Below are 23,916 nucleotides of genomic sequence, written 5' to 3' on the forward strand. Positions count from 1 at the left end.
ACCGCACGGTCCCCGACGATTGGTGGCTGCGGCCCCGGTGGGCCGGGTCCACGGGCCCGGCCCACCGCGCCGGCCGCGGTGCTGCCCGCTACCCGCCCAACGGGCCGGGCATGGCGATGACGTCGAAGTCCGCGGAGGCTCCACCGTCCGCGGCGCACGCGAGGGCCGCCCGGGTTCGCCAGGCGTCGACCGCGAGGGTGGCCGCCGCACCGAGCGCGGCACCCTCGCCGAACCGCCAGTCGTTCAGCAGGGACCGCCCGTCCCGTTCCAGGCGCCGCCACCAGCGGGTCTCGCCCCGCCAAAGGTCGACCGCCGCGGTGATGTCCGGGAACGGCCAGGCCGCCCACCTGGGCAGCGCGGCGGCGAAGCCGGCCAGCGAGCCGGACCGCAGCGCCCGAGGGCCGAGCAGCGCGGCGGCGCGGCGCTCCACCTGCGCCGGCAGCGGGCGCCCGGTCGTCCATCGTTCCCGGGCGACCAGGAGTGCCGCACCGCCGCAGGCCCACGCCCGCGCGGCCGGCAGCGCAGCCACCCCCTGCGCCCACGCCAGCCGCATGCTCAGCGCCACGGCGTGCGCGCCGGCCTCCCCCGGATCGCCCCACGCCGACGCGGCGAGCGCCGCGCGCACCTCGTCCACCGTGCCGGCTCGGGCCAGCCGTGGGGTCGCGGTCGCCAACGCGCCGACGCGGTACCGCACGGGGCGACCCGGCTGTCGCAGCCGCCGTTCGACATCGCTGATCTCGAACCAGCCGGCCAGCGCCCGCAGTGTCGCCACGGCACGGCCGGGCTGCCAGCCGGCGAGGACCCGCAGGTGCCACAGCAGGGTCGCCGCGACCGCCTCCTGCGCCTCGTCGAGGCCCTGGCCCGGCCGGACGTCACGACCATAGGGTGTCGAGGCCAGGATATCGAGCGCGGCGCCGAGGGTGTGGCAGAGCGCGACCCGGCGCGCCGCCGCGGGGCCGATGCAGCGGCGGACGAGGGCACGGGCCCGGACACTGCCGGCCACAAGCGCGGCGCCGCCGGTGCTCATGATTCCAGGATGACCCGGCACGCCACGATCCGCGCGGTGCGGCGGGCCGGCCGTTCCGAGCGGCTCCAGCACTGCCAGACCCGACCGGTGCGGCATACCGTCGGAGTCCTGGAGCCCCGACACCAGTGAGGTGAGCGCAGTGGCCACAACGCTGCTCGCGGCAGCAATCGTCACCGGCGTCCGCACGGTCCTCATCGCATTGTGCGTGCCGGCGGTCCGCCGTCGTCCCGCGGCGGGCGGGTCGGCGGATCCGCCGCGGGCCGCCTGGCTCGCCGCACGGGTCGCACCATTGCCGGAGGCCGTGTCGGAGCCACGCCGGTAGCGGCGGGACTGACGGGAAGTGGGTGCCGGCGGTGGGCATCGCCGACCTGTTGCAGCGCTTCCGGCCGGCCGGCCCGCCCGGGGCCGCCCGGCCGGCGGCCGTTCCCGCGGACCCCGCGGCGGAGGCCGCCGCTGAGCTGCTGCCGGTGTTCGCCGCGTTGCGGGAGACGACGGCCGAGGCCGCGGCGATCCGGGCCACGGCGGAGACCGGGGCGGACACACGGCGCCGCCGGGCGGTGATCGCGGCACGGCGCGTCGTCGCCGGGGCCCGGCGTGCGGCGCCGGCCGCCCGGGCGCAGGCGTTCGCCGAGGCCCGAGCCGGTGACAGCCGCGCCGGGGACGCCCTCATGGCCGCCGCCCGCCACGACGCCGACGAGGTGCGCCGCCGCGCCACGGAGCGGCTCGATCGGGCCGTCTCCGACGTCGTAGCCGGCGTGCTCGCCGAACTCTACGATCCACGCGAGGTGCCGCGATGAGCGCGGTGCGGCTGCGGGAGCGGATGCTTCCGACCCGCATGAGCCGGATCGCCCTGGTGACGCCCGAGGCGGCGCTGGACGCGGTCCTGGCTGAGGTCGCGGCAGCCGGTGTGGTGGAGCTCGAGCCCGTCGACGCCGGCGGACGCCCGGCGGGCGAACGGGGGTCCGGCACCGCGCGGATGCGCTCGGGGGCGGTGCGCGAGCAGGGCGTTGCGGCCTATCGGGGCTGGTGCCCGGAGCGTGAGCGGGCGCCGTTGGCGGCGCGGATCGCACCGTTGGGCGGCGCGCTCGTACCGCTTCCCCGCCCGGCCGGCGTCGACCCGCCGACGCTGCTGGTGCCCGCCGGCCCGGTGGGCCGGTCCGTCGCCCCGCTGGTCGGCACCTACGGGACCGTGCCGTACGCGGACGTCGACCCGTCCGTGCTGGCCGGGGTGGCGTACGTGGTGATGTTCGGCATGATGTTCGCCGACGCCGGCCACGGCCTGGTGCTGGTCGCCATCGCCGTCGCGCTGCGCCTGCACCCACCCCGGCGATGGCCGGCGCTGCGCGACGCCTGGCTGTTCATCGCCGGGGCCGGGCTGGCGGGCACGCTGTTCGGTGTGCTGTTCGGCGAGTGCTTCGGCCCGACCGGCCTACCGGCGTTGTGGCTGGAGCCGCTTGCGGAGCCGGTGCGGCTGCTCACCGCCGGCGTCGCGGTCGGTGCGGTGCTGCTCGCCGCCGCCTTCGCCGTCGGCGTGGTGAACCGCTGGCGCGAGGGCTCCGTCCGGCTAGCCCTGTACGCGCCGTCAGGGGTCGCCGGCGCCGCGGTCTTCCTGGGTCTTGGCTGCGTCGCCGCCGGCTTCTACGCCGGCGCCGTGCCGGTCACGGTGACCGGTGCCGCCGTGGCCGGGTGCGGCCTCCTCCTCGCCGCGGTCGGGCTTCACGCGGCCGCGGGTGGCGGCGGTGCGGCGGTTGCGCAGACCGCGGTGCAGCTGTTCGACCTGGTCGTCAGGATCGGTGCGAACGTTGTGTCTTTCGCCCGGCTCGCCGCGTTCGGCCTGACCCACGCCGCCCTCGGCGGCCTGGTGTGGGTGGCGACCGCCGACCTGTGGCATCGCGGTGGCGGCTGGGTGGCCGCCGCCGCTGTCGTGTTCCTGGCCGGCAACACGGTGACGTTCGGCCTGGAGGCCCTCGTCGCCGGTGTGCAGGCCCTGCGTCTTGAGTACTACGAACTGTTCTCGCGCGTTTTCGAGACGACCGGCCGGCCGTTCCGCCCGTGGCGTGGCGATCCGGGCCCCGGGCCGGGCTCGGAGGAGGTGCTGCCATGAGTGCGTTGTGGCTTGGGGTGCTGCCGGCGGTACTGCTGGTGTGCTGGGCGGCACGGGCGTTGGCCCGGCGGCATCCGCGTGCGGTGCCCCGCGCCCTGCTGGTGCTCAACGCCGCACTGCTGGCGGCCGCGGCCGTCATGGCGGTCGTGGCGTTCACGGCCGCCCCGGCCCAAGCCAGCGCCGCGGGCGTCGCAGCGGCCGGCGGATCGAACTGGGCGGCATTGCTGGGGGCGGCGGTGGCGGTCGCGGGCTCGTCGATCGGCGCGGCGATCGCGGTGGCGTACACCGGAGCCGCCGCACTGGCCGCCATGAGCGAACGGCCCGAGGTCTTCGGCCGGGCGATGGTCATCGTCGGCCTGGCCGAGGGCATCGCGATCTACGGCCTGATCGTGGCGATCATTCTGATCGGCAAGGCCTGATCATGGACCACAGGGGGGAGCCCGAGTCCCGCTCCGCTGCGGGACGGGTCGCGGCCATCGGGGAAGCGCAGCTCGTGCGGGGCTACGCGCTGGCCGGGGTGGCCGTCACCGTCGCCGCCGACGGCCCGGCGGTGCGCGCCGCGTGGCGGGCACTGGCACCGGACATCGTCGTGGTCGTGCTGACCCAGGCCGCCGCCCGGGCACTGGCGGGCGTCGCCGCGGCACCGGGGCGCATGGTGGCGGTCCTGCCGGAGCCGCCCGGGGCCCGGCCGTGAGCACCGCGGTCCGGGAGGCGCTCGAACCGCTGCGGCGGGCGATCCTGCGGGCGGCCCGCGCGTACGCCGACGGCTGCCGGGCGGACGCCGCAGAAGCTGCCGGCGGGATGCTGCGTGCGGCCCGGGCAGAAGCCGAGCAGATCCGGCTGGAGGCTCGCGCAGCCGGCCTCGACGATGCCGCCGTCCTGTCGGCGGCCGAACGGGCGCACACACGCCGGGCCGCCCGGGCGGTGGTGCTCGCAGCACGCCGCGACACGGCCGAGGAGCTGCGCCGCCGGGTGAGCGCCGCGCTGCGGGCGGAACTCGGCGGCGGATGCCTCGGGCCGGCGCTGGCCGACCGGGCTCGGGCGGTGCTCGGGCCACAGGCACGGATCGAACCGGCCGGAGACGGCGGCGTCATCGGCACGCTCGGGAACCGCCGGGCCGACTGCTCCATCGCGGCGCTGACCGAGTACGCCATCGCGCGGCAGGCCGGCCGCGCCGCAGAGGTGTGGACGTGATGCCGCGCGAGACCCCCGACGGACGGATCACCCGGGTCGCCGGCCCGCTCGTCGAGATGAGCGACCGCGGCCGCGGGGTTGCGATGCACGACCTCGTCGGTCTCGGCTCCCAGCGGCTGCCCGGAGAGGTCGTCGGCATCCGGGAGGGCACGCTGACCGTCCAGGCCTACGAGTACACCGGCGGCCTGCGGCCCGGCGCGGCGGCGGTGCCCCTCGGGCACCGCCTCGTCGCCCGCCTGGGCCCGTGGCTGCTCGGCGGCGTCTTCGACGGGCTGCTGCGCCCGCTCGCCGGCGCGCCGGTGTGGCTCGCCCCCGGCGCGGCCGGCGGCGAGCCACCCGCCGGGTCCCGGTGGCGCTTCGCGCCCTGCGTGGCCGACGGCCAGGTCGTCAGCGGCGGATCGAAGCTCGGTGTCCTGGCCACCGTCGGGCCGGTCGAGTACCGGGTGCTGGTCCCGCCGGAGGTCGCCGGTGTCGTCGAGCGGTGCGCCGCGCCTGGTGAGCGCGGGCCGGACGACGTGCTCGCGAGCGTCGGCGGCATGCCGGTCGGGATGACCGCCACCTGGCCGATCCGCGCGCCGCGGCCGGTCCGGGGGCGGCGGGACGCCGACGAGCCCCTGCACACCGGCCAGCGCGTCGTGGACGGCCTGTTCCCGATCGCCAAGGGCAGCACGGCCGCGGTGCCGGGCGGCTTCGGCACGGGCAAGACGATGCTGCTGCAGCAGATCGCCAAATGGTGCGACGCGGACGTCATCGTCTACGTCGGCTGCGGCGAGCGCGGCAACGAGATGGCCGACGTCGTCGCCGAACTGGCGGCACTCGAGGATCCCCGGACCGGCGGGCGGCTCATCGACCGTTCCGTCGTCGTCGCCAACACGTCCAACATGCCGATGATGGCGCGGGAGGCAAGCGTCTACACGGGCGTCACCGTCGCCGAGTTCTTCCGCGACATGGGCCACGACGTCGTGGTCATCGCGGACTCCACGTCCCGCTGGGCGGAGGCGCTGCGCGAGTTCGCCTCGCGGGCCGGAGCGTTGCCGGCCGAGGAGGGCTACCCGGCCGACCTGGCCTCCGCGCTCGCCGCGTTCTACGAGCGGGCCGGTGCGGTGAGGACGCTCGGCGGCGCCCCGGGCTCGGTCACCATCGTCGGCGCGGTGTCGCCGCCCGGCGGCGACCTCACCGAGCCCGTGACGATGAACACCGAACGCTTCGTCCGGTGCCGCTGGACGCTTGACCGCGATCTCGCCTACGCCCGGCACTACCCGGCGGTGTCCTGGTCGGGGTCGTTCTCGCGGGACGCCGCGGCGATCGGCTCGTGGCACGCTCGGCACGGCGACGCCGCGTGGCTGCGTCGGCGGGCCCGGGCGCTCGACGTCCTCGCCGAGGCCGACCGGCTCGGCGCGCTTGCCGAACTGGTCGGCACGGCGAGCCTGCCGCCGCACGAGCGCGTCGCGATCCTGGCCGGGAGGCTGCTGCGTGAGGGGGTGCTGCAGCAGAACGCGCTGGCGCCGAACGACGCGCGCTGTACCGCGGAGAAGGCAGCGGCCCTGCTCGACGCGATCCTGGCCGTCACGCAGCGCTGCCACGCGCTCGTCGACGCCGGCGTGCCCGCGGAGACGCTCGAGTCGGTGGACTACGGGCCGTTGGTCCGGGCGCGCGAGGCGACCCGGCCCGACGGCGTGGCGGAGGTCGCCGGGCAGGCCGAGGCGACGCTCGCCCGGGTCGACGCGACGAGGGAGCGGTCATGAGCGGGTGGCCGGTGGTCGAGCACGCGTCGGTCCACGAGGTCCACGGACCGCTGCTGGTTGTCGGCGACGTGGGCGGGGCCGCCGGCTACGACGACGTCGCGACGATCGTTTCCGCCGACGGCGGGCGGCGGCACGGCGTCGTGCTGGAGGCCGGCGGGGACACGGCGGTCGTTCAGGTCTACGAGGGCACCTCCGGTATCGCGCGGTCCGGAACCCGGGTCGCGTTCACCGGCGCACCCATGCGGATCCCGGTCGGCGAGCGCTGGCTCGGCCGCATGTGCAACGGCCGGGGAGAACCGCTCGACGGCGGGCCGCCGGTGATCGCCGACCGGTCGGTCCCGGTGGCGGGGTCTCCGATGAACCCGACCTGGCGCGAGCCGCCGAGCGAACCGGTCGTCACCGGCGTCTCGGCGGTCGACGCGCTGACGACCCTGGTCCGGGGACAGAAGCTGCCGGTGTTCGCCGCCGCGGGATTGCCGTACCTGGAGCTCGCCGTCCAGATCGCGCGCCAGGCCCATGCCGGCGGGGCACCGTTCTGCGTCGTCTTCGCCGGGATGGGTCTCACCCACGCCGACGCCGGCTTCGTCCGCGACGCGCTGGACGAGCGCGCGGCCGCGGACGAGTTGGTGCTGTTCCTCAACGCCGCCGACGACCCGGTCATCGAGCGGATCCTGACGCCGAGGCTGGGGCTGACCGTAGCGGAGGACCTCGCCTTCACCGGCGGCCGGCACGTGCTGGTGGTGATGACGGACATGACAAGTTACGCCGAGGCGCTCCGCGAGGTCTCCGCGGCCCGCGGCGAGATCCCGGCCCGGCGGGCGTACCCGGGCTACCTGTACAGCGACCTGGCCTCGCTCTACGAGCGCTGCGGCCGGGTGCGCGGCCGGCCGGGGTCGGTGACGATCGTTCCGGTGCTCACCATGCCGGCCGAGGACATCACCCATCCGGTGCCGGACCTCACCGGGTACATCACCGAGGGCCAGATCGTCCTGTCCTCGGAGGTGCACAGCCGCGGGGTGTACCCGCCGGTCGACCCGCTGTCCTCACTGTCGCGCCTCATGCGGCACGGCGCTGGGGCCGGCCGGACCCGCGACGACCATCTCCCGGTCGCGGCGCAGCTGATGGCCGCCCTGGCGCGCGCCCGGCAGGTGCGCGAACTGGCGGACCTCGTCGGCACGGCCGCCCTCGGCGACACCGATCGCCGCTACCTGGACTTCGCCGGGGCCGTCGACCGCGACCTGCTGAACCAGCGGCCGGACGAGTCCCGGTCGCTCGACGAGACGCTCGGCCGAGCGTGGCGGACCCTCCTGCGGCTGCCCGACGCGGAGCTGACCACGCTCCCGGACGCGCTGCTCACTCGGCATCGCCGGACGGGGTGACCGCCGTGCCGCGACTGCGTCAGGTGCCGCCCGGCCGGGCCGGGACGCTCTGGCTGCGCCACCGGCTGGCGGTGGCCCGGCGGGGCTGCGGCGTCCTGCGCCGCAAGCTCACGATGCTCACCGAGGAACGCGAACGCCTCCGTCGCCGATACGAGACCACCGCGGCGGAGTGGGCCCGCGCCGATCGGGTGGCCTGCGGCTGGCTTCGGCGGGCCGCGGTCCTGGACGGCGCGGATGTCGTCGGCCCGGCCGGAGCCGGCGGCCCGATGACCGTGGTCCCGCGATGGACGGCGTTGATGGGCGTGCGGTACGCCGCGCCGCCCGGGATCGAGCCTCCGCACCCGCCGGCGGGGTGGCACGCGCCGGGCGGGTCAGCGACCTCGCAGGCGGCCCTGACGTACCGGGCGGCCGCCGAGGCCGCCGCCCGGCATGCGGCCTCGTCCTCGGCGCTGTCCACCGTCGACGAGGAGGTCTCCGCCGTCCGCCAGCGGGTGCGCATGCTGGAGCAGCACTGGATTCCCCGGCTGGAGGACGCCCTGGTGGTAGCCCGGCAGCAGATGGACGAGCAGGAGGCCGCCGACGGAGCGCGCCGCCGGGCGAGGGACGGAAGGCAGGCCTGAGGGTGGCGGCGGTCAGACCTGACGCGGGATGCCGCCGCTGAGCGACAGGATCCAGCACATCGCCTTGTGACCGAAGTCGGCGGTGGGGCCGAACATCAGCGGGCACCCGCCGGCGATGACGTGGATGCCGTGGCCACGGCCGTACTCGGCGGCCGCGTCGGAGGCGCTGCCGGGGCCGAACCCGCGGTGCATCCACACGTGGGTGACGCCGAGGTCGGCGCACTCGCGCATGGTGGCCTCGGCGGTCTCGGGGCGGGTGCCGATGACGACCGCGTCGACGCCGCCGGGGATCGACGCGAGGTCGGGGTACGAGTGGTCGCCCTCGACCTGCTCGGCGTTGGGGTTGACCGCGAACACCTCGTAACCGCGGTCCCGCAGCCGCTGGTAGACGACGTTGCTGCCGTGGCCCTGCGGGGTCCGGGACACGCCCGTCACCGCGATGCGCCGGTGGGCCAGGAACTCCGCCGCGGCGGCCTTCAGTGTGGCCATGGTGCCGTCCCTCCCTGACACGTGCGGGGCGGGAGCCCCGCCACGACCACCGTCCCGCCGGCGGCGGCGGTGCACGAGGGCCGAAGGTCCTCACCCCTGGGTGCGCACGACCAGAACCGGGCGGTGGGCGTGGTGCAGGGTCGCCATCGCCACGCTGCCGAGGAGGATCTCGCGCACCGCCGAGCGGCCGCGGGAGCCGACGACCACGACCGCGGCGTCCTGTTCCCGGGCGCAGTCGGCGAGCGCCCCGGCGACGGCGCGCCCCGGCGGGCCGGGCCGGGACGGCACGTGCAGGCGGGCCGGCGCCGCGCCACCCGCCTGCGGGTCGCCGGGCGCCTGGCCGTCGTCCACGGTCACCGGCAGCACGGTCCGCGCCGGGAACAGCCGGACGGCGGTGTCGAGGGCGGCCTGCGCGCCGGCCGAGCCGTCGTCGCCGACGAGCACGGGGCCGGCGCTCAGGGCCGCGAACTCGGCGGTCAGCAGCGGGTGCGGCACCACGAGCACGGGCCGGGCCGCGTAGTGCACGGCCATGTCGGAGACGCTGCCCAGCACCGCCCGGGCGCCGCCGAGGCCGCGCGAGCCGACGAGCACCAGGTCGGCGTCCACCTGCTCGGCGAGCTCGGCGAGCTGGAGGCCCTCCCCGGCGTACGTCTGCGCCACGAGCGCCTCGGCGGACCACCCCTCGGCGGCGGCCAGGGTGACGCCGACCGCGGCGATCCGGGCGGCCTCCCTCCCGCCCTCGCGCTCGACCGCCGCGACGAACTCGTCGATGTGGGCGGCGCCGGTCCACAGCCGCCGCCGCAACGCGTCGTCGGCGAACGGCGGGGGCCACAGGTTGGCCACCCAGGCCTTCGCCCGCGGGAACAGCTTGGCGGCGGCCGCGATGGCGGCACTCGCCGCCGGTGAGCCGTCGTACCCGGCCAGCACTCGGATGGGCATCGCAGCCTCCTCGACGCTCGGCGATCTTGGCTCGTTCCAGCATGGCGAGCCGCCCGCGCGGCCGGCAGGGCGTTCGGTCCCGGCTCACCCGGGCCGTTCGCCCTGGATGACGTCTCAGGTGTGCGTCGGGTGCTCGTGGTCCGCGTGGCCGGCGGGTTCGAGCTGGAACGTGGAGTGGGCGACGTCGAAGTGCCCGGCCAGGCAGTCCTGGAGGGCGTCCAGGAGCTGCGGCGCGTGCCCGTCGTGGAAGCAGGAGTCGTCGACGACCACGTGCGCGGTGAGGACAGGCAGGCCCGACGTCACGGTGGAGACGTGCAGGTCGTGGACGGCGAGGACGTGGTCGAGCCCGGTGATGTGGGCCCGGATCCGCGCCAGGTCGATGCCGGGCGGGGCCGCCTCCAGCAGGATGTCGACCGCCTCCTTGAGCAGCCGGACGGCCCGGGGCGCGATGACCAGCCCGATGAGGATCGACACGATCGCGTCGGCGCGGGTGAAGCCGGTCAGCGCGATGACGCCGGCCGCGACGAGGACGCCGACGGAGGTGGCGGTGTCGGTGGCGACCTCCAGGAACGCGCCGCGCAGGTTCAGGCTGGCGTTGCGGGCCCGGTAGAGCAGCGCCACCCCGGCGAGGTTGCCGGCCAGGCCGATGACGCCGAACAGGGCCATGCCGCCCGGCGCGACGTCGGCCTGGTCGAGCAGCAGCCGCCGGATGCCCTCGACGAACACGTACCCGCCGATGCCGCACAGCAGCAGGCCGTTGACGGCCGCGGCGAGGATCTCCGCCCGGGCCCAGCCGAAGGTCCGCCGTCCCGAGGCGGGGCGGGCGGCCAGCAGGGTCGCTCCCAGCGCGAGGGCGACGCCGCCGGCGTCGGCGAGCACGTGCCCGGCGTCGGCCAGCAGCGCCAGGCTGCCGGTGAGCAGCGCACCGGCGACCTCGACGACGAAGATCACCGCCGACACGCCGAGGACCGCGGCAAGGGTCCGCCGGTGCGCGCCGGTCGCCGTGGTCGCGTGGTCGTGCTGGTGGCTCATCGCCGGTCACCGAACCCGGCCGCAGGAAGCATGCTCATATGCGCACTATACAATATGTCTGCGGGATAGTTCAGCCGTCCGTGTACCATCCGGTCGTGCATCGGCATCGGCCTCGACTCGGTCATCGAGGTCGCCTCCGCCGCCGTGGTGGCCTGCCAGTGCTCCGGCCCCGACCACGAGCGCCGCGAGCGCACCGCCCTGCGGATCATCGCCGTCTCGTTCTTCGCTGTTCGGCTCGTGGTGGGCCCGACCCGCTCGCCGCGCTGGCCATCGCCGCCGTCGCGGTGCAGGAGGGCCGGGAGGCGTGGCGCGGCGAGGCCTGCCGCGCCCCCACCGCCGCCGCGGCCTGCACCGACGGCTGCTGCGAGGACCGGTAGGCGACCGGCGGCGTCAGACGACGGCGGCCAGGAGCGTGCCGGTGTACGCCGCGCCGAGCCCGGCGACGACGGAGGCCGTCACGTTGCCCGCCGCGAGGAACCAGGCGCCGGTCTGGGCCAGGCGCAGGGTCTCGTAGCTGAAGGTGGAGTACGTGGTCAGCGCGCCGCACAAGCCGATGCTGGCGAAGGCGACGAGGGCCGGGTCGGCGGGCAGCGCGGTGAGGAACCCGAGCAGCAGCGACCCGGAGATGTTGACCATGAGGGTGCCCCACGGGAAGACCGAGTCGTGCCGGGCCTGCACGGCCCGGTCGGTAAGGTACCGCAGCGGGGCGCCGATCGCGGCGCCGAGCAGGACCAGCAGCAGGGTCACCGGTCGCCTCCCGCCGCTCGCCGGGCCCGCCGCACCAGCCAGGTGGTGGTCCCGGCCCCGACCCAGACCGCCAGCATCGCCGAGACGAGGGTGACCGCCAGGTAGAGCAGGCCGAGGCCGGGCCGCCCGGCGGTGGCGGTGCGGTGCGTCTCGACGACGTAGGTGGAGAACGTCGTGTACCCGCCGAGCACGCCGACGCCGAGGAACGGGCGCAGCAGTCGCTGCCGGGTCGCGACCTCGGTGACGATCACCATGAGCACGCCGATGAGCAGGCATCCCGACACGTTGACGACCAGCGTGGCCCACGGGAACTCGCCGGGCGCATGCGGCCAGGCGACACCGAGCCCGTAGCGGGCGGCGGAGCCGAGCATGCCCCCGGCGGAGATCGCCGCCAGCACCGGCAGCGCGTGCGGGCGCAGCTCGGCGCGCTCGGCGGGAACGTGCAGGTCGACGTCGGAGTCGATGGGCTGGACGGGGTTCATGCGCGGGCGGTCCCTCCTGCAGGCACGCGGCAGCTGTCTGCAGGGACCGTTGGCATCGTCGCGGTTCACCCGGCACGGGTCGGCGGGCCCCACCGCCGGCCACGGCTCGCGCTGAGCGGCCACGGCACCGCCAGCATACCGCCTGCCGCTGCGCGCCGCGGGGTTGCATCCGGTACCCCGGTACAGGCTTACCGTCGGGGAGCAGCGCCGCACCGGCGCCTGTCCTGCCAGTTCAAGGAGCCTGTGATGGCGTTCGACGTCCCTGACGCGTGCACCCTGCCGACCGCGGAACAGCCGCTGCGGCTGGCCGAGTTCGACGCACTGTTCGCCACCGCCGTCCGCGCGGTGACCACGGTGAGCCCGACCCACGCCCGGATGCGCCTGACCGGCGCGGCCGGGCTCGAGGCCGCCGTGCGCGACCTGGCCGCCCGCGAGACGCAGTGCTGCTCGTTCTTCACCTTCACCGTCACGCCGCAGCCGGCGACCGGCACCGGCGGCGAGGCGCTCGTCCTGGACGTCGAGGTCCCGGCCGCCCACACCGACGTGCTCGCCTCCCTCGCCGGCCGGGCGAGCGCGGTCGCCGGCCGGGCGAGCGCGATCGCCGGCCGGGCGAGCGCGATCGCCGCCGGTACGGCCTCGTGACCGCCGGCGACACGGACCGGGCCCACGTGCGGCTGCCCCTGCAGCCGCCGCCGGTGGACAACGCGCCGCCGACGCGCAGCAAGGTCAGCGGCGTGCTCGCCGCCGTCGCCTGCGCCGCCTGCTGCGCTCTGCCCCTGCTCATCGCGGCCGGGGTGCTCACCACCGCCGGCGCGGCGGTCCTGGAGAAGACCCTCCTCGCCGTCGCCGCCGGGCTGGGCGTCGCGGCGCTGGGCATGTGGTGGCTGCACCGGCGCCGCAGCGCCCGGCACGCCGCCGCGGCCGGCGCCACCTGCGGCTGCGGCGGCGGAGGGTGCGGCTGCTGAACACCGCCGGCGGTGCGGCCCCCGCAACGGCCGCACCGCCGCGGTGTGCTGCGATGACGACCATGACGATCATCCGGTCCATCGCCCTGTTCGTTCTCGCCGCCCTCGCCGAGATCGGCGGGGCCTGGCTCATCTGGCAGGGCGTGCGCGAGCACAAGGGCCTGCTGTGGATCGGCGCCGGCGTCGCCGCCCTCGGCGCCTACGGCTTCGTCGCGACCCTCCAGCCCGACGCCAACTTCGGCCGCATCCTGGCCGCCTACGGCGGCGTCTTCGTCGCCGGCTCCCTCGCCTGGGCCATGGTGGTCGACCGGTTCCGCCCCGACCGCTACGACGTCATCGGCGCCGTCGTCTGCCTCGTCGGCGTCGCCGTCATCATGTACGCGCCGCGCGCCGGCTCCTGAGCAACAGGCCCTTCGTCCCGCGGCGACGGGCCGGACTCCCGTCGTCCCGCCGGCCGGCCAGGAGCCAGATGAACGGGATCACCGCCGGATACACCGCCGGCATCCTGGAGATCCGGGTGCCGCTGACCGGTCGGGCCGAGCCCGGACCGGAGATCCCGATCACCGTCGCCGGCAAGGCCGCCAGGAAGCAGTGAAGCGCGGGTCCCGGGGGCAGCCCCGGGGACCCGCCCGCGCATCGGTTCACCCGCAGCGCCGCCGCGGTCTCGTGTCGTCGACCGACCAGTCCAGCTCGTCGGCGACCCGCAGGACGCCCTCGACGGCCCGCGTGCGGGCGGCCAGCCGGACGGCCGTGGCCCGCCGGTCGACGCTGCCGCGCAGCGTGACCGCCCCGTCGTGCACCTCGACCGAGATCCGCGCCGGGTCGACGCCGTAGGTGGGCAGCACCACCCCGTCCAGGACGTCGCGTGCGATCGCGTCGTCGCCGCGCAGCGTCCGGCGGACCAGGTCGCCGCGGGTGATGATGCCGACCAGCCGGCCCGACGCGTCGTCGACCACCGGCAGTCGCTTCACCCGGTGGTGGGACATGAGCCGCGCCGCGACGCCGACCGGCGCCTCCGGGCCGACGGTGACGGCCGGCGCCGTCATCAGCTCGGCGGCCCGGCTGGACTCCAGGGACGTGCCGTCGCCGATCGCCGGCAGCAGGTCCGCCTCCGACACCACGCCGATCACCCGGTCGGCGTCGTCGACGACGGGCATGCCGCTCGCCCCGTAGTCGGTGAGCACGTCGATGATGTTGCGGGCCCGGCAGTCCGCGGTCACCACGACCACCGCCTGGGTCATCACTTCACGCACCTGTACCTCGTGCATCGCGCGCCTCCCCCGCTCGTTCACGCCTTGGGCACCGCGAGCGGGTGCTCGACGTCGTCCTGGGCCGCCATCGCGGCCATCGTCGCCCGGTACCGGTCGCGGGTCAGCCGGCCCGCGACGAGGTCGTGAGCGGCCTCGGTCTCGATCCGGGCCCGGCGCCGGTCGCCGGCGCTCGCCAGCCACACGGCGAGCCGGGGACGGTACCGGTCGTCGGCCGGTCCGCGGGCGCGGATCGCCGCGACGTGCATGGCGATGAGGATGCCGTACACCGCCGCGATGGCACCCGCGAAGATCATCGTCGCCGCCATGATGCGCTCCTCCCCCGATCCTGCTCCGGCCTCAGCCTCGCCCGCCACGCGTACCCCGGCCAGTGCGCACGGTCCCGTGCACAGCGGGCCGATCGGCCCTGACGGCGTGGCGGCCGGACGCCACAGACTGGGGCCGGTGCCACGGAAGGAGGAGCCATGAGCCGCGACAACCTGCGCTCGGCCCTGCTCGGGATCGGGATCGCCGCCGTCGGCGTCGTGATGAGCGACGCGCTCGCCCGGATGACCGCCCGGGCGCTGCGCGAACCGCCCGCGCGGCGCCGCCCCGCCGCCGGCGCGTCATGAACGGCGCGGCAGTCCGCGACTGAAGCGGCCGCCCATCCCAAGCGGCCGCCCGCCCCAAGCGGCCGCCCGTCCACAGCGGCGCTCGTCTACAACAGCGCCTCGTCCAGCATCGCCCGCACCAGCCCGGCGGCCTGCCGCTGGGCCGGTGTGCCGTCCTCGCACAGCAGCCGGATCGCGGCGGCGAGCGCCTCGGCGCGCCGCTCGGCCCGGCACATCCGCAGGGCCAGGTCAGCGGTGTCGGTGCTCGGCCGCCGCGGCACCACGGTCGTCGTCAGCGTCTGCGTGGTCATGGCCCCCACCTCCCGGATTTCTCGGTCATTCCCGACATGTCAACCGTGCCGCCCGGGTCCCGCCGGCGGACAGCGCCGAACGGCCCGTGCGCCCGGACGAACGGCCCGGGTGAGGCGAACGACCCCCCGCGGCCGGCCCAAAGCCCCTGCCGGACGGACATCGACGGCTCGACGCTGAGGGTGGAGGCATCGAGAGGGGAGCAACGATGGAGACCCAACGGATCGTCGTCGGCTACGACGGGTCGGTCGAGGCGCGGGACGCGGTCGACTGGGCCGCGGACGAGGCGGCCCGGACCGGGGCGCCGCTGCGCATCGTGTACGCGTACCAGCTGGCCTGGCCCGCCGCCGCCATGTACGGCCAGGTGACCGAGGTGCTGGCGACGGAGGCCGAGGAGCGCGGCGACCACACCGTCCGCGACATCGTCGAGCACGTGCGCCGCCGCCGGCCCACCGTCGAGGTCACGGGCTCGGCGGTGCACGCGGAACCCGCGCCGCTGCTGCTCGGCCAGGCCGCGGGCACGCGCCTGCTCGTGGTGGGCAACCGCGGCGGCGGGGGCATGACCAACCTGCTGCTCGGCTCGATCAGCCAGCAGGTCGCCACCCACGCGCGAACCCCCGTCGCCGTCGTCCGCGGGCGGGCCGGCACGACGGACGGTCCGGTCGTGGTCGGCGTCGACGGGTCCGGGTCGACGGACGCGGCGCTTGCGCTCGCGTTCGAGGCGGCCGTCGCCCGCGGCGCCGAGGTGATCGCCGTCCGCGCGTACAGCCCGCCGAGCCCGGCCGTCGTGCCGCTCAGCGCCGTCGAGGCGGACGAGCGCGCCGCGCTGGAGGCGTCGCTGGCGGGCTGGGCGGAGAAGTACCCGGGCACCAGGCTGACGGCGCTGCTCGCGGTCGGCCGGGCGGCCCGGGTGCTCGTCGGGATGTCGCACACCGCGCAGCTCGTGGTCGTCGGCAGCCGCGGTCACGGCGGCTTCACCGGCCTGCTGCTCGGCTCGGTCGGGCAGCAGCTGATGCACCACGCCGAGTGCCCGATCCTGATCGCCCACCGGCCGGACGACCACTGACGGCCACCGATCGGGGCCCGTGCGGCATGCCGCACGGGCCCTTCGACCCTGGTCGCCCGGGGTCCGCACAGCGGAGGCTGGAATCGGCGCACAACGCCCCGTACCCGCAGAACGGAGGTGGCGGCGATGAGCACCGAGTCCGCCGTCGTGGTCGGCGTGGACGGCTCGCCGGACGCCCGCAGCGCCGTCGAGTGGGCCGCGGCGGACGCGATGCGCAGGCACCGCCCGCTGCGCATCGTCCACGCGTACCTGTGGCCCACCGGCTACGCCCCGATGGCGGTGCCCGGCCCGCCGGCACTGTACGACGAGACCATGCGGCTGGCGGCCGAGCAGATCGTCGACGAGGCGGTCACCCTCGCCCGGGCTGTCGCGCCGGCGCTCGACATCGCCGCCGACGTGCGGGTCCAGCAGCCGTCCGCGGCGCTCAGCGACGCGTCCCGCAACGCTCGCCTGGTCGTGATCGGCAACCGCGGGCTCGGCGGCTTCGCCGGGCTGCTGCTCGGGTCCGTCGGCATCCAGCTCGCCGCCCACGCCGCCTGCCCCGTGGTCATCGTCCGGCACGCGGGCCGCCCGCCGGGCCCCGAGGCGGGCCGGGTGGTCGTCGGCGTCGACGGCTCCCACGACGCCGAGCGGGCCCTGGGGTTCGCGTTCGAGCAGGCGTCGTTCCGGGGTGTCGGGCTGACCGCCGTCGAGGCCTACCGGTGGCCGGCGTCGAGCGGCCCGGGCGATCTGGTGCCGCTGGTCTACGACCCCGCCAAGCTCCGCGACGACGAGGATCGCACCCTGGCCGAGGCGATCGGCGGCTGGGCCGGGAAGTACCCGGACGTCGACGTGCGCCGCGCGGTGGCCAACGGCCGTCCGGCCGCCGTGCTCACCGAGCTGTCCGCGGGCGCGGAGCTCGTCGTCGTCGGCAGCCGGGGCCGCGGGGGCTTCGCCGGGCTGCTGCTGGGCTCGGTCAGCCAGGCCCTCATCCACCACGCCGCCTGCCCGGTCGCCGTGGTCCGCTGACCGCACCGCGCACGGGCCAGGACACCGGCCCGCGCGGGGCGCCGCACGGGCCTGTCGCCGGTGGTCGGCCGGGGCTGCCCGGCGGACGCTGGAGTCGGAGCACAACGCCTCCCAGTACCCGCAGAACGGAGGTGGCGGTGATGAGCACCGAGTCCGCGGTCGTGGTCGGCGTCGACGGCTCACCCGACGCCCGCAGCGCCGTCGAGTGGGCCGCGGCGGACGCGATGCGCAGGCAGCGGCCGTTGCGGATCGTTCACGCCTGCCTGTGGCCCACGGTCTACGCCCCGATGGCGCTGCCCTCGCCGCCGGCGATGTTCGAGGAGACGATGCGGGAGGCGGCCGAGCAGATCGTCGACGAGGCCGTGAGCCTCGCCCTGGACGTCGCGCCCGGGCTGGACGTCAGCACCGACGTGCCGATCCAGCAGCCGACGGCGGCGCTCAGCGACGCGTCCCGCAACGCCTGTCTGGTCGTGATCGGCAACCGGGGGCTCGGCGGCTTCGCCGGGCTGCTGCTCGGCTCCGTCGGCATCCAGCTCGCCGCCCACGCCGAGTGCCCGGTGGTCATCGTCCGGCACGCGGACCGCCCGCCGGGCCCCGAGGCGGGCCGGGTCGTCGTCGGCGTCGACTGCTCCCACGACGCCGCGCGGGCCCTGGGGTTCGCGTTCGAACAGGCGTCGGTCCGCGGCGCCGGGCTGACCGTCGTCGAGGCCCGCGGGGGGCCGGTGCCGGCCGGACCGGACGACCGGGTGCCGCTGGTGTACGACCCGGTCGAGCTGCGCGCCGACGAGGAGCGGGTGCTGGTCGAGGCGACCGGCGGCTGGGCCAGGAGGTACCCGGGTGTCGACGTGCGCCGCGCGGTGGCCAACGGGCGCCCGGCCGCCGTGCTCACCGGGGTGTCCGCGGGCGCGGCGCTGATCGTGGTCGGCAGCCGGGGCCGCGGCGGCTTCACCGGGCTGCTGCTGGGCTCGGTCAGCCAGGCCCTCATCCATCACGCCGCCTGCCCGGTCGCCGTGATCCGCGCAACGGCCGCCCGAAGCTGAACGAGCCGCCCGAAGCTGAACGAGCCACGACGGGCGGGACCTGTGGCCCGGGTCCACCGGCCGGCGGTTCGGGCCGAAGTACCGTGTCGCGGCACCGCCGCGGGCACGAGAGTCGAAGGCGAAGCACAGAGCCGGAAGGAGCCGACACCATGCTCGCCACCGAGGCCCGGACCAGGATCGAGGCGCACGCCATCGAACACGCCGTCGAGCGGCTGACCCGCCGCTACGCCGGCCGGCACACCCCCGAGGCGGTCCGGCAGACCGTCGAGCAGCTCACCGACCGGTACGCGACCGCCGAGATCCACGCCTTCGTGCCGGTGCTCGTCGAGCGCGACGCCCGCCGGATCCTCGACGCGGACGGGGGCGCGTCATGACGTACCGCATCGCCGTCAACGGCTTCGGCCGGATCGGCCGCGACTTCGTGCGGTGCCTCGTCGAGCGCGACCTGCTCGGCAGCGCCGTCACCCTGGTCGCGATCAACGACCTGTTCGACACCGCCACCCTCGCGCACCTGCTCCAGCACGACTCGACCTTCGGCCGGCTGCGCGCCGAGGTCGCGGTCGACCCGTCCGGCGGCGGCATGACCGTCGGCGGGCAGTACATCGAGGTGCTGCGCCAGCGCGACCCGGCGGTCCTGCCGTGGGCCGATCTCGGCGTGGACCTGGTCATCGAGTCGACCGGCCGGTTCCGCAGCCGCGACGACGCCGCCGTCCACCTGAAGGCCGGCGCGCGCAAGGTGCTCATCTCGGCGCCGGGCAAGGAGGTCGACGCGACGATCGTGCTCGGCGTCAACGGCGACACCTACGACCCCGACCTGCACGACGTCGTGTCCGCCGCGTCCTGCACGACCAACTGCGCGGCCCCGATGGCGCAGGTGCTGCACAACGCGTTCGGCATCGAGCAGGGCGTGCTCACCACCGTGCACGCGTACACCAACGACCAGTCGGTGCTCGACGCGCCGCACAAGGACCTGCGCCGGGCCCGGACCGCGGCCACGAACATCATCCCGACGAGCACCGGCGCGGCGAAGGCGATCGGGCTGGTGCTGCCCGGGCTGGCCGGGCGCCTGGGCGGCGTGGCGCTGCGGGTGCCGGTCGAGAACGGGTCGCTGACCGACCTGACCGTCCGGCTGTCCCAGCCGGCGACGGCCGAGCAGGTCAACGCCGCCTTCGCCGCGGCCGCCGCCGGCCCGCTGGCCGGCATCCTGCGCTACAGCGAGGCGCCGCTGGTGTCCCGCGACATTATCGGCGACCCGTCGTCCTGCGTCTTCGACGCCGGCCTGACCTCGGCCGACGGCCGGCTGGTGAAGGTGTTCGGCTGGTACGACAACGAGTGGGGATACACCAACCGTCTGGTTGATCTCGCAACGATGTTCGCCGCCAGGTAGGGGCCGGACACGCGCACGAAATGGTTACCTGGCACAGTGGAGGTGGAGACGACCGCGAGCGGAGGGGAGGCGACGGCACCTGACTCGCCTGCTGCTCGTCCAGGAAGCACCGGCCGGCGCCGCCGCGCTGGCCGGGCTCCTGCGCGGTGAGGGATTCGGTGTCGAGTCCACCACCGCCGAGGTCGTGGCCGGTCTCGCCGCACGCCAGGCCGACCTGGTGCTGCTCGACCTTCCCCTGCCCGGCGTGCCGGGCGCGGACCTGTGCCGGGTGCTACGGGCGCGCTCCTCCGCCGGGATCATCGTGCTCGGTGCCGCCCATTTCGAGCCCGACGCGCCGATCGCGCTGGACTGCGGCGCCGACGACTATCTCGCCAAGCCCTTCGGCCTCCGGGAGCTCGTCGCCCGGATCCGGGCCGTCGTGCGCCGCCGCCGCGGCCCCGAGCCGCGGGCACCGCAGGACGTCCTCGCCGGCGGGCCGGTCGTGCTCGACGTCGGCGCGCACCGGGCCACGCTCGCCGGGCAGGCGCTCGACCTGCCGCTCAAGGAGTTCCAGCTGCTCGAGACGCTGCTGCGCCAGGCCGGCCGCCCGGTCGCCCGCGCCCGGCTGCTGCACACGATCCGCAGCGGCGACGAGAGCGGCCACCAGGGCAGCAACACCCTCAGCGTCCACATCAAGCGCCTCCGCACCAAGATCGAGCCCGATCCCGGGGCGCCGAGCCATCTCGTCACCGTCCGCGGCGTCGGCTACAAGTTCGTCCCGTGGCCGGCGCAGCCCACACCACCCGGCGACCTGCGGCCCGACCTCGCCGACGCGCTGCGGACCGCGCTCGGCTGGCGACTGCCGCCCGCCGGCTGGATGCTCGTCGACGGCCTGGCCCGCGAGATCGAACGTTCGCTCAACAGCGACCCGGTGGAGCTGCGGGTGGCACGGCAGCGTCTCGACCTGCTCCAACCGGGCACGGCGACGCCCGCCGGCGCCCAGCCGTGCCCCGAACACCTGTCGGAGCGCCTGGAGGCGATCGCCCGGCGGCTGGCACCGGACCGGGGCTGACAGCCCGCTTCAGTACGCGGCGAGACCCGCTGCGTGGAACTGCGAGCGGACCCGGTCCACGACGTCGGCGGCCGGCGGCGGCGTGTCGCGCAGCGGGAACGGGATGCCGAGCCGCTCGTACTTCGGGGCGCCGAGCCGGTGGAACGGCAGCACGTCGACCCGCTCCACGTTCCCGAGCGAGGCCGCGAACCCGGCGACGCCCGCGACCTCGGAGGCGTCGTCGGTGAGGCCGGGCACGAGCACGTAGCGGACCCAGACCGGCGTGCCGCGGGCGGCCAGCCGCCGGGCGAAGTCCAGCGTCGGCGCGAGCGAGCCCCCGGTGAGCCGCCGGTACCGGACCGGGTCCCACGCCTTGATGTCGAGCAGGACCAGGCTGGTGACGTCGAGCAGGGCGTCGGACGCGCGGGCGCCGAGCCCGCCCGCGGTGTCCAGCGCGGTGTGCAGGCCCAGCCCGCGAGCGCCGGTGAACAGCGCCTCGGTGAACGCGGGCTGCAGCAGCGGCTCGCCGCCGCTGACCGTCATCCCGCCGCCGGCGACGTGGACGAACGACGCGAACGGCTCGACCTGCCGCAGCACGGCGCCGGCGGTGGTCGGCGAACCGTCGCGCATGTGCCAGGTGTCCGGGTTCTGGCAGTACAGGCAGCGCAGCGGACACCCGGCGAGGAAGGCCACGAACCGGGTGCCGGGCCCGTCCACACCCGTGGAGAGGTCCCACGAGTGCAGCCGGCCCGGCACCGTCGCAGTCGTCATCGCGCACCGTGAAACGTCCGGCTGATCACGTCGCGCTGCTGCTCCGGGGTCAGCTTGACGAAGTTCACGGCGTAGCCCGACACGCGCACGGTCAGCTGCGGGTAGCGCTCGGGGTGCGCCATCGCGTCGACCAGCGTCTCGCGGTCCAGCACGTTCACGTTGAGGTGGAAGCCGCCCGCGGCCGTGTAGCCGTCGAGGATCCCGGCCAGGTTCACCGCCCGCTCCGCGTCCGTGCGGCCCAGCCCGCCGGGGGTGACGGTGCTGGTGAGCGAGATGCCGTCGCGGGCCGACGCGTACGGCAGCTTCGCCACCGACAGCGCGGAGGCGGCCATGCCGTGCACGTCGCGGCCGTTCATCGGGTTCGCCCCCGGCGCGAACGGCTCACCCGCGCGCCGGCCGTCGGGCGTGTTGCCGGTGTGCTTGCCGTAGACCACGTTCGACGTGATCGTGAGCACCGACTGGGTGTGGATCGCGTCGCGGTACGCGGGATTGGCCCGCACCTTCGCCATGAACGTCTCGACCAGCCACACGGCGATGCTGTCCGCGCGGTCGTCGCCGTTGCCGTACGCCGGGTAGTCGCCCTCGACCAGGTAGTCGACGGCGAGCCCGGTCTCGTCCCGGACCGGGCGGACCGTGGCGTACCGGATCGCCGAGAGGCTGTCGGCGGCGACGGACAGGCCGGCGATGCCGCAGGCCAGGAACCGGCGCACCGGGTAGTCGTGCAGCGCCATCTCGAGCCGCTCGTAGGCGTACTTGTCGTGCATGTAGTGGATGATGTTCAGCGCGTCGACGTAGGTGCGGGCGAGCCAGTCGAGGGTCCCGTCGAAGGCGGCCAGGACGGTGTCGTAGTCGAGCACGTCACCGTCCGGCGCCGGGGACGGCGGGGCGACCTGGGCGCCGCTCATCTCGTCGCGGCCGCCGTTGATCGCGTACAGCAGGGCCTTGGCCACGTTGACCCGCGCGCCGAAGAACTGCATGTCCTTGCCGACCCGCATCGCCGAGACGCAGCACGCGATCGCGGTGTCGTCGTCGCTGTAGCGGCGCAGCAGGTCGTCGTTCTCGTACTGGATCGCGCTGGTCTCGAGCGAGACCTGCGCGCAGAAGCGCTTGAACGGCGCGGGCAGCGCCGGCGACCACAGCACCGTCAGGTTCGGCTCCGGCGCCGGTCCCAGGTTGTACAGCGTCTGCAGGTAGCGGTACGAGGTCCGGGTGACGAGGGTCCGGCCGTCGCGGCCCATCCCGCCGATCGACTCGGTGACCCAGGTCGGGTCGCCGGAGAACAGCTGGTCGTACTCGGGCGTGCGCAGGAACCGCACGATGCGCAGCTTGACGACGAAGTCGTCGACGAGCTCCTGCGCCTGCGCCTCGGTGAGCGTGCCCTCGTCGAGGTCGCGCTCGAGGTACACGTCGATGAAGCTCGACGTCCGGCCGAGCGACATGGCGGCGCCGTTCTGATCCTTGGTGGCGGCGAGGTAGGCGAAGTACAGCCACTGCACCGCCTCACGCGCGGTGCGCGCCGGCCCCGAGACGTCGTAGCCGTAGCTCGCGGCCATCGCCTTGAGCTCGTCGAGCGCGCGCAGCTGCTCGGCCAGCTCCTCCCGGTCACGGATGACGTCGGCGGTGGCGGCGTGGTGGTCGAGGGACGCCTTGTCGCGCCGCTTGGCCTCGATCAGGGCGTCGGCGCCGTAGAGTGGCACCCGGCGGTAGTCGCCGATGATGCGCCCGCGGCCGTACGCGTCGGGCAGGCCGGTGATGACGCCAGCCCGGCGGGCGGCAAGGATCTGCGGCGTGTAGGCGTCGAACACGGCGTCGTTGTGGGTCTTCCGGTATCGGGTGAAGATCTCCCGGACGACCGGGTCGAGCTCGTAGCCGTAGGCGCGCAGGCCGTTCTCGACCATCCGCAGCCCGCCGCAGGGCATGATGGCCCGGCGCAGCGGCGCGTCGGTCTGCAGGCCGACGATCAGCTCGCGGTCGCGGTCGATGTACCCCGGGGCGTGCGCGGTGATCGACGCCGGGGTGCGCGGGTCGACGTCGTAGATCCCGCGCCGCCGCTCCTCCGGGAACATCTCGGTGAGCAGGCCCCAGACGTGCGTGGTCCGCGCGGTGGGCCCGGCGAGGAAGCCGCCGTCGCCGGTGTACGGGCGCACGTTGGCCCGCACGAAGCCGGCGACGTCGATCTCGTCGCGCCACCCGCCGCCGCGGAAGCCGCGCCAGGCGGCGAGCCCGGCCGGCGCGGGAGCACTCGTGGTGGTCATCGGTTCCTCCTCAGATGGCTGCACCCTCAGCCTTGCCCGGCGCGGACGAACCGGACAGGGCCGTTCGTCCCCCCGCGCCGGGACGTGGGCCTCGGGTGCCGCGCGGCCGGCGGGCGCACGGTGTGGGGAGAACCCGTGGAGGTGGACCATGACCAAGTACGTCTACGACTTCGCCGAGGGCGGCCGGGAGCTCAAGGACCTGCTCGGCGGCAAGGGCGGCAACCTCGCCGAGATGGTGAACCTGGGGTTGCCGGTGCCGCCGGGCTTCACGGTCACCACCGACGCGTGCCGGGCGTTCCTGCGCACCGGCGCCGAGCCGTACGGCCTCGCCGAGGAGGTCGCCCTGCACCTGGAGCGGCTGGAACGGCAGGCCGGCCGGCGGCTCGGCGACCCCGCGGACCCGTTGCTGGTCTCGGTGCGGTCCGGGGCGAAGTTCTCGATGCCCGGCATGATGGAGACGGTGCTCAAC

The 23,916-nt window shown here is 75.6% G+C and carries 31 protein-coding genes and 1 pseudogene; 21 read left to right on the plus strand and 11 right to left on the minus strand.

What is annotated here, in order from left to right; all coding sequences use genetic code 11:
- Positions 1-88 precede the first annotated feature (88 nt).
- Positions 89-1,027 (minus strand): serine/threonine-protein kinase, encoded by a 939-nt coding sequence (locus IEZ31_RS46700; protein ID WP_190256577.1) that lies wholly within the window; start codon positions 1,025-1,027, stop codon positions 89-91.
- Positions 1,028-1,380: 353 nt separating this feature from the next.
- Between IEZ31_RS46700 and IEZ31_RS46705 the strand changes: the two genes are divergently transcribed.
- From IEZ31_RS46705 to IEZ31_RS46740, 8 genes are read left to right on the plus strand one after another with little or no spacing between them, the layout of a single operon-like run.
- Entirely contained in the window at positions 1,381-1,824 is a 444-nt protein-coding gene (locus IEZ31_RS46705) for a hypothetical protein (protein WP_190256576.1), read from the plus strand.
- Positions 1,821-3,131 carry a V-type ATPase 116kDa subunit family protein gene (locus IEZ31_RS46710; protein ID WP_190256575.1) on the plus strand — a complete coding sequence of 437 codons (1,311 nt, stop codon included), beginning with the start codon at positions 1,821-1,823 and terminating at the stop codon, positions 3,129-3,131. Before IEZ31_RS46705 ends, IEZ31_RS46710 begins: the two co-directional genes overlap by 4 nt.
- Positions 3,128-3,550, plus strand: coding sequence for an ATP synthase subunit C (locus IEZ31_RS46715; protein WP_190256574.1), 423 nt, complete (start codon positions 3,128-3,130; stop codon positions 3,548-3,550). Before IEZ31_RS46710 ends, IEZ31_RS46715 begins: the two co-directional genes overlap by 4 nt.
- A gap of 2 nt (positions 3,551-3,552) precedes the next feature.
- On the plus strand, positions 3,553-3,825 hold the full coding sequence (locus tag IEZ31_RS46720; protein WP_190256573.1) for a hypothetical protein: 273 nt from the start codon (positions 3,553-3,555) through the stop codon (positions 3,823-3,825).
- On the plus strand, positions 3,822-4,325 hold the full coding sequence (locus IEZ31_RS46725; protein WP_190256572.1) for a hypothetical protein: 504 nt from the start codon (positions 3,822-3,824) through the stop codon (positions 4,323-4,325). Before IEZ31_RS46720 ends, IEZ31_RS46725 begins: the two co-directional genes overlap by 4 nt.
- Positions 4,325-6,070 (plus strand): V-type ATP synthase subunit A, encoded by a 1,746-nt coding sequence (locus IEZ31_RS46730; protein ID WP_190256599.1) that lies wholly within the window; start codon positions 4,325-4,327, stop codon positions 6,068-6,070. The genes IEZ31_RS46725 and IEZ31_RS46730 overlap by 1 nt, the downstream gene beginning before the upstream one ends.
- Positions 6,067-7,449 (plus strand): V-type ATP synthase subunit B, encoded by a 1,383-nt coding sequence (locus tag IEZ31_RS46735; RefSeq protein WP_190256571.1) that lies wholly within the window; start codon positions 6,067-6,069, stop codon positions 7,447-7,449. The genes IEZ31_RS46730 and IEZ31_RS46735 overlap by 4 nt, the downstream gene beginning before the upstream one ends.
- Positions 7,450-7,454: 5 nt before the next feature.
- Positions 7,455-8,069, plus strand: coding sequence for a V-type ATP synthase subunit D (locus tag IEZ31_RS46740; protein ID WP_190256570.1), 615 nt, complete (start codon positions 7,455-7,457; stop codon positions 8,067-8,069).
- Between the two features lie 12 nt (positions 8,070-8,081).
- Here the strand turns inward: IEZ31_RS46740 and IEZ31_RS46745 are convergent, their stop codons facing one another.
- The 3 genes from IEZ31_RS46745 to IEZ31_RS46755 all read right to left on the minus strand — a co-directional run bounded on the left by IEZ31_RS46745 (position 8,082) and on the right by IEZ31_RS46755 (position 10,529).
- Positions 8,082-8,558, minus strand: a complete 477-nt coding sequence (locus IEZ31_RS46745; protein WP_190256569.1) for a CoA-binding protein — start codon at positions 8,556-8,558, stop codon at positions 8,082-8,084.
- Positions 8,559-8,648: 90 nt separating this feature from the next.
- Positions 8,649-9,497: a universal stress protein gene (locus IEZ31_RS46750; protein WP_190256568.1), complete on the minus strand. Its 849-nt coding sequence runs from the start codon at positions 9,495-9,497 to the stop codon at positions 8,649-8,651.
- A gap of 114 nt (positions 9,498-9,611) precedes the next feature.
- Positions 9,612-10,529 carry a cation diffusion facilitator family transporter gene (locus IEZ31_RS46755; RefSeq protein WP_190256567.1) on the minus strand — a complete coding sequence of 306 codons (918 nt, stop codon included), beginning with the start codon at positions 10,527-10,529 and terminating at the stop codon, positions 9,612-9,614.
- Positions 10,530-10,628: 99 nt separating this feature from the next.
- Here IEZ31_RS46755 and IEZ31_RS57705 point away from each other — a divergent pair.
- Positions 10,629-10,906 (plus strand): annotated as a pseudogene (locus IEZ31_RS57705) (hypothetical protein); the annotation flags it as partial.
- 13 nt (positions 10,907-10,919) lie between these two features.
- Here the strand turns inward: IEZ31_RS57705 and IEZ31_RS46760 are convergent.
- Complete coding sequence (locus tag IEZ31_RS46760; protein WP_190256566.1) at positions 10,920-11,276, minus strand: fluoride efflux transporter FluC; 357 nt, start codon at positions 11,274-11,276, stop codon at positions 10,920-10,922.
- Positions 11,273-11,758, minus strand: a complete 486-nt coding sequence (locus IEZ31_RS46765; protein ID WP_190256565.1) for a fluoride efflux transporter FluC — start codon at positions 11,756-11,758, stop codon at positions 11,273-11,275. The genes IEZ31_RS46760 and IEZ31_RS46765 overlap by 4 nt, the downstream gene beginning before the upstream one ends.
- Before the next feature lie 246 nt (positions 11,759-12,004).
- Here IEZ31_RS46765 and IEZ31_RS46770 point away from each other — a divergent pair, with 246 nt between their 5' ends.
- From IEZ31_RS46770 to IEZ31_RS58695, 4 genes are all read left to right on the plus strand, one after another.
- Entirely contained in the window at positions 12,005-12,400 is a 396-nt protein-coding gene (locus IEZ31_RS46770; RefSeq protein WP_190256564.1) for a hypothetical protein, read from the plus strand.
- Positions 12,397-12,723 carry a mercuric ion transporter MerT gene (gene merT, locus IEZ31_RS46775; RefSeq protein WP_190256563.1) on the plus strand — a complete coding sequence of 109 codons (327 nt, stop codon included), beginning with the start codon at positions 12,397-12,399 and terminating at the stop codon, positions 12,721-12,723. The genes IEZ31_RS46770 and merT overlap by 4 nt, the downstream gene beginning before the upstream one ends.
- 62 nt (positions 12,724-12,785) lie before the next feature.
- Positions 12,786-13,124 (plus strand): YnfA family protein, encoded by a 339-nt coding sequence (locus tag IEZ31_RS46780; RefSeq protein ID WP_190256562.1) that lies wholly within the window; start codon positions 12,786-12,788, stop codon positions 13,122-13,124.
- Between the two features lie 68 nt (positions 13,125-13,192).
- On the plus strand, positions 13,193-13,318 hold the full coding sequence (locus IEZ31_RS58695) for a hypothetical protein (protein WP_268241754.1): 126 nt from the start codon (positions 13,193-13,195) through the stop codon (positions 13,316-13,318).
- 46 nt (positions 13,319-13,364) lie between these two features.
- Here IEZ31_RS58695 and IEZ31_RS46785 read toward each other — a convergent pair whose 3' ends face one another.
- Together IEZ31_RS46785 and IEZ31_RS46790 are read right to left on the minus strand one after the other, a co-directional pair.
- Complete coding sequence (locus IEZ31_RS46785) at positions 13,365-13,991, minus strand: CBS domain-containing protein (protein WP_190256561.1); 627 nt, start codon at positions 13,989-13,991, stop codon at positions 13,365-13,367.
- A gap of 20 nt (positions 13,992-14,011) precedes the next feature.
- The gene (locus IEZ31_RS46790; protein WP_190256560.1) at positions 14,012-14,299 is read right to left on the minus strand and encodes a hypothetical protein; all 288 of its coding nucleotides are present in this window, start codon (positions 14,297-14,299) and stop codon (positions 14,012-14,014) included.
- A 156-nt stretch (positions 14,300-14,455) separates the two neighbouring features.
- Between IEZ31_RS46790 and IEZ31_RS46795 the strand changes: the two genes are divergently transcribed.
- Positions 14,456-14,602, plus strand: a complete 147-nt coding sequence (locus IEZ31_RS46795; protein WP_190256559.1) for a hypothetical protein — start codon at positions 14,456-14,458, stop codon at positions 14,600-14,602.
- 86 nt (positions 14,603-14,688) lie between these two features.
- Here the strand turns inward: IEZ31_RS46795 and IEZ31_RS46800 are convergent, their stop codons facing one another.
- Positions 14,689-14,892, minus strand: a complete 204-nt coding sequence (locus tag IEZ31_RS46800; protein ID WP_190256558.1) for a hypothetical protein — start codon at positions 14,890-14,892, stop codon at positions 14,689-14,691.
- A gap of 206 nt (positions 14,893-15,098) precedes the next feature.
- On the opposite strand from IEZ31_RS46800, the gene IEZ31_RS46805 reads away from it, so the two are divergent.
- From IEZ31_RS46805 to IEZ31_RS60330, 6 genes are all read left to right on the plus strand, one after another.
- Positions 15,099-15,956, plus strand: coding sequence for a universal stress protein (locus IEZ31_RS46805; RefSeq protein ID WP_190256557.1), 858 nt, complete (start codon positions 15,099-15,101; stop codon positions 15,954-15,956).
- 126 nt (positions 15,957-16,082) lie between these two features.
- Complete coding sequence (locus IEZ31_RS46810) at positions 16,083-16,964, plus strand: universal stress protein (RefSeq protein WP_190256556.1); 882 nt, start codon at positions 16,083-16,085, stop codon at positions 16,962-16,964.
- A gap of 140 nt (positions 16,965-17,104) precedes the next feature.
- Entirely contained in the window at positions 17,105-18,004 is a 900-nt protein-coding gene (locus IEZ31_RS46815) for a universal stress protein (protein ID WP_190256555.1), read from the plus strand.
- Positions 18,005-18,153: 149 nt separating this feature from the next.
- Complete coding sequence (locus IEZ31_RS46820) at positions 18,154-18,378, plus strand: three-helix bundle dimerization domain-containing protein (RefSeq protein ID WP_190256554.1); 225 nt, start codon at positions 18,154-18,156, stop codon at positions 18,376-18,378.
- On the plus strand, positions 18,375-19,391 hold the full coding sequence (gene gap / locus IEZ31_RS46825) for a type I glyceraldehyde-3-phosphate dehydrogenase (protein ID WP_190256553.1): 1,017 nt from the start codon (positions 18,375-18,377) through the stop codon (positions 19,389-19,391). Before IEZ31_RS46820 ends, gap begins: the two co-directional genes overlap by 4 nt.
- Positions 19,360-20,442, plus strand: coding sequence for a CATRA system-associated protein (locus tag IEZ31_RS60330; RefSeq protein ID WP_229836922.1), 1,083 nt, complete (start codon positions 19,360-19,362; stop codon positions 20,440-20,442). Before gap ends, IEZ31_RS60330 begins: the two co-directional genes overlap by 32 nt.
- A 9-nt stretch (positions 20,443-20,451) precedes the next feature.
- On the opposite strand, the gene pflA is transcribed toward IEZ31_RS60330, so the two are convergent.
- Positions 20,452-21,192, minus strand: a complete 741-nt coding sequence (gene pflA, locus IEZ31_RS46835) for a pyruvate formate-lyase-activating protein (protein ID WP_190256552.1) — start codon at positions 21,190-21,192, stop codon at positions 20,452-20,454.
- Positions 21,189-23,447, minus strand: coding sequence for a formate C-acetyltransferase (gene pflB, locus IEZ31_RS46840; RefSeq protein ID WP_190256551.1), 2,259 nt, complete (start codon positions 23,445-23,447; stop codon positions 21,189-21,191). The genes pflA and pflB overlap by 4 nt, the downstream gene beginning before the upstream one ends.
- A 148-nt stretch (positions 23,448-23,595) precedes the next feature.
- On the opposite strand from pflB, the gene IEZ31_RS46845 reads away from it, so the two are divergent.
- Positions 23,596-23,916, plus strand: a 321-nt coding sequence (locus IEZ31_RS46845) for a PEP/pyruvate-binding domain-containing protein (protein ID WP_308429512.1), incomplete at its 3' end; no start/stop codon positions are given.

This window comes from Dactylosporangium sucinum (genome assembly GCF_014647515.1).
In the GTDB taxonomy this organism is placed as follows: Bacteria; Actinomycetota; Actinomycetes; order Mycobacteriales; family Micromonosporaceae; genus Dactylosporangium; species Dactylosporangium sucinum.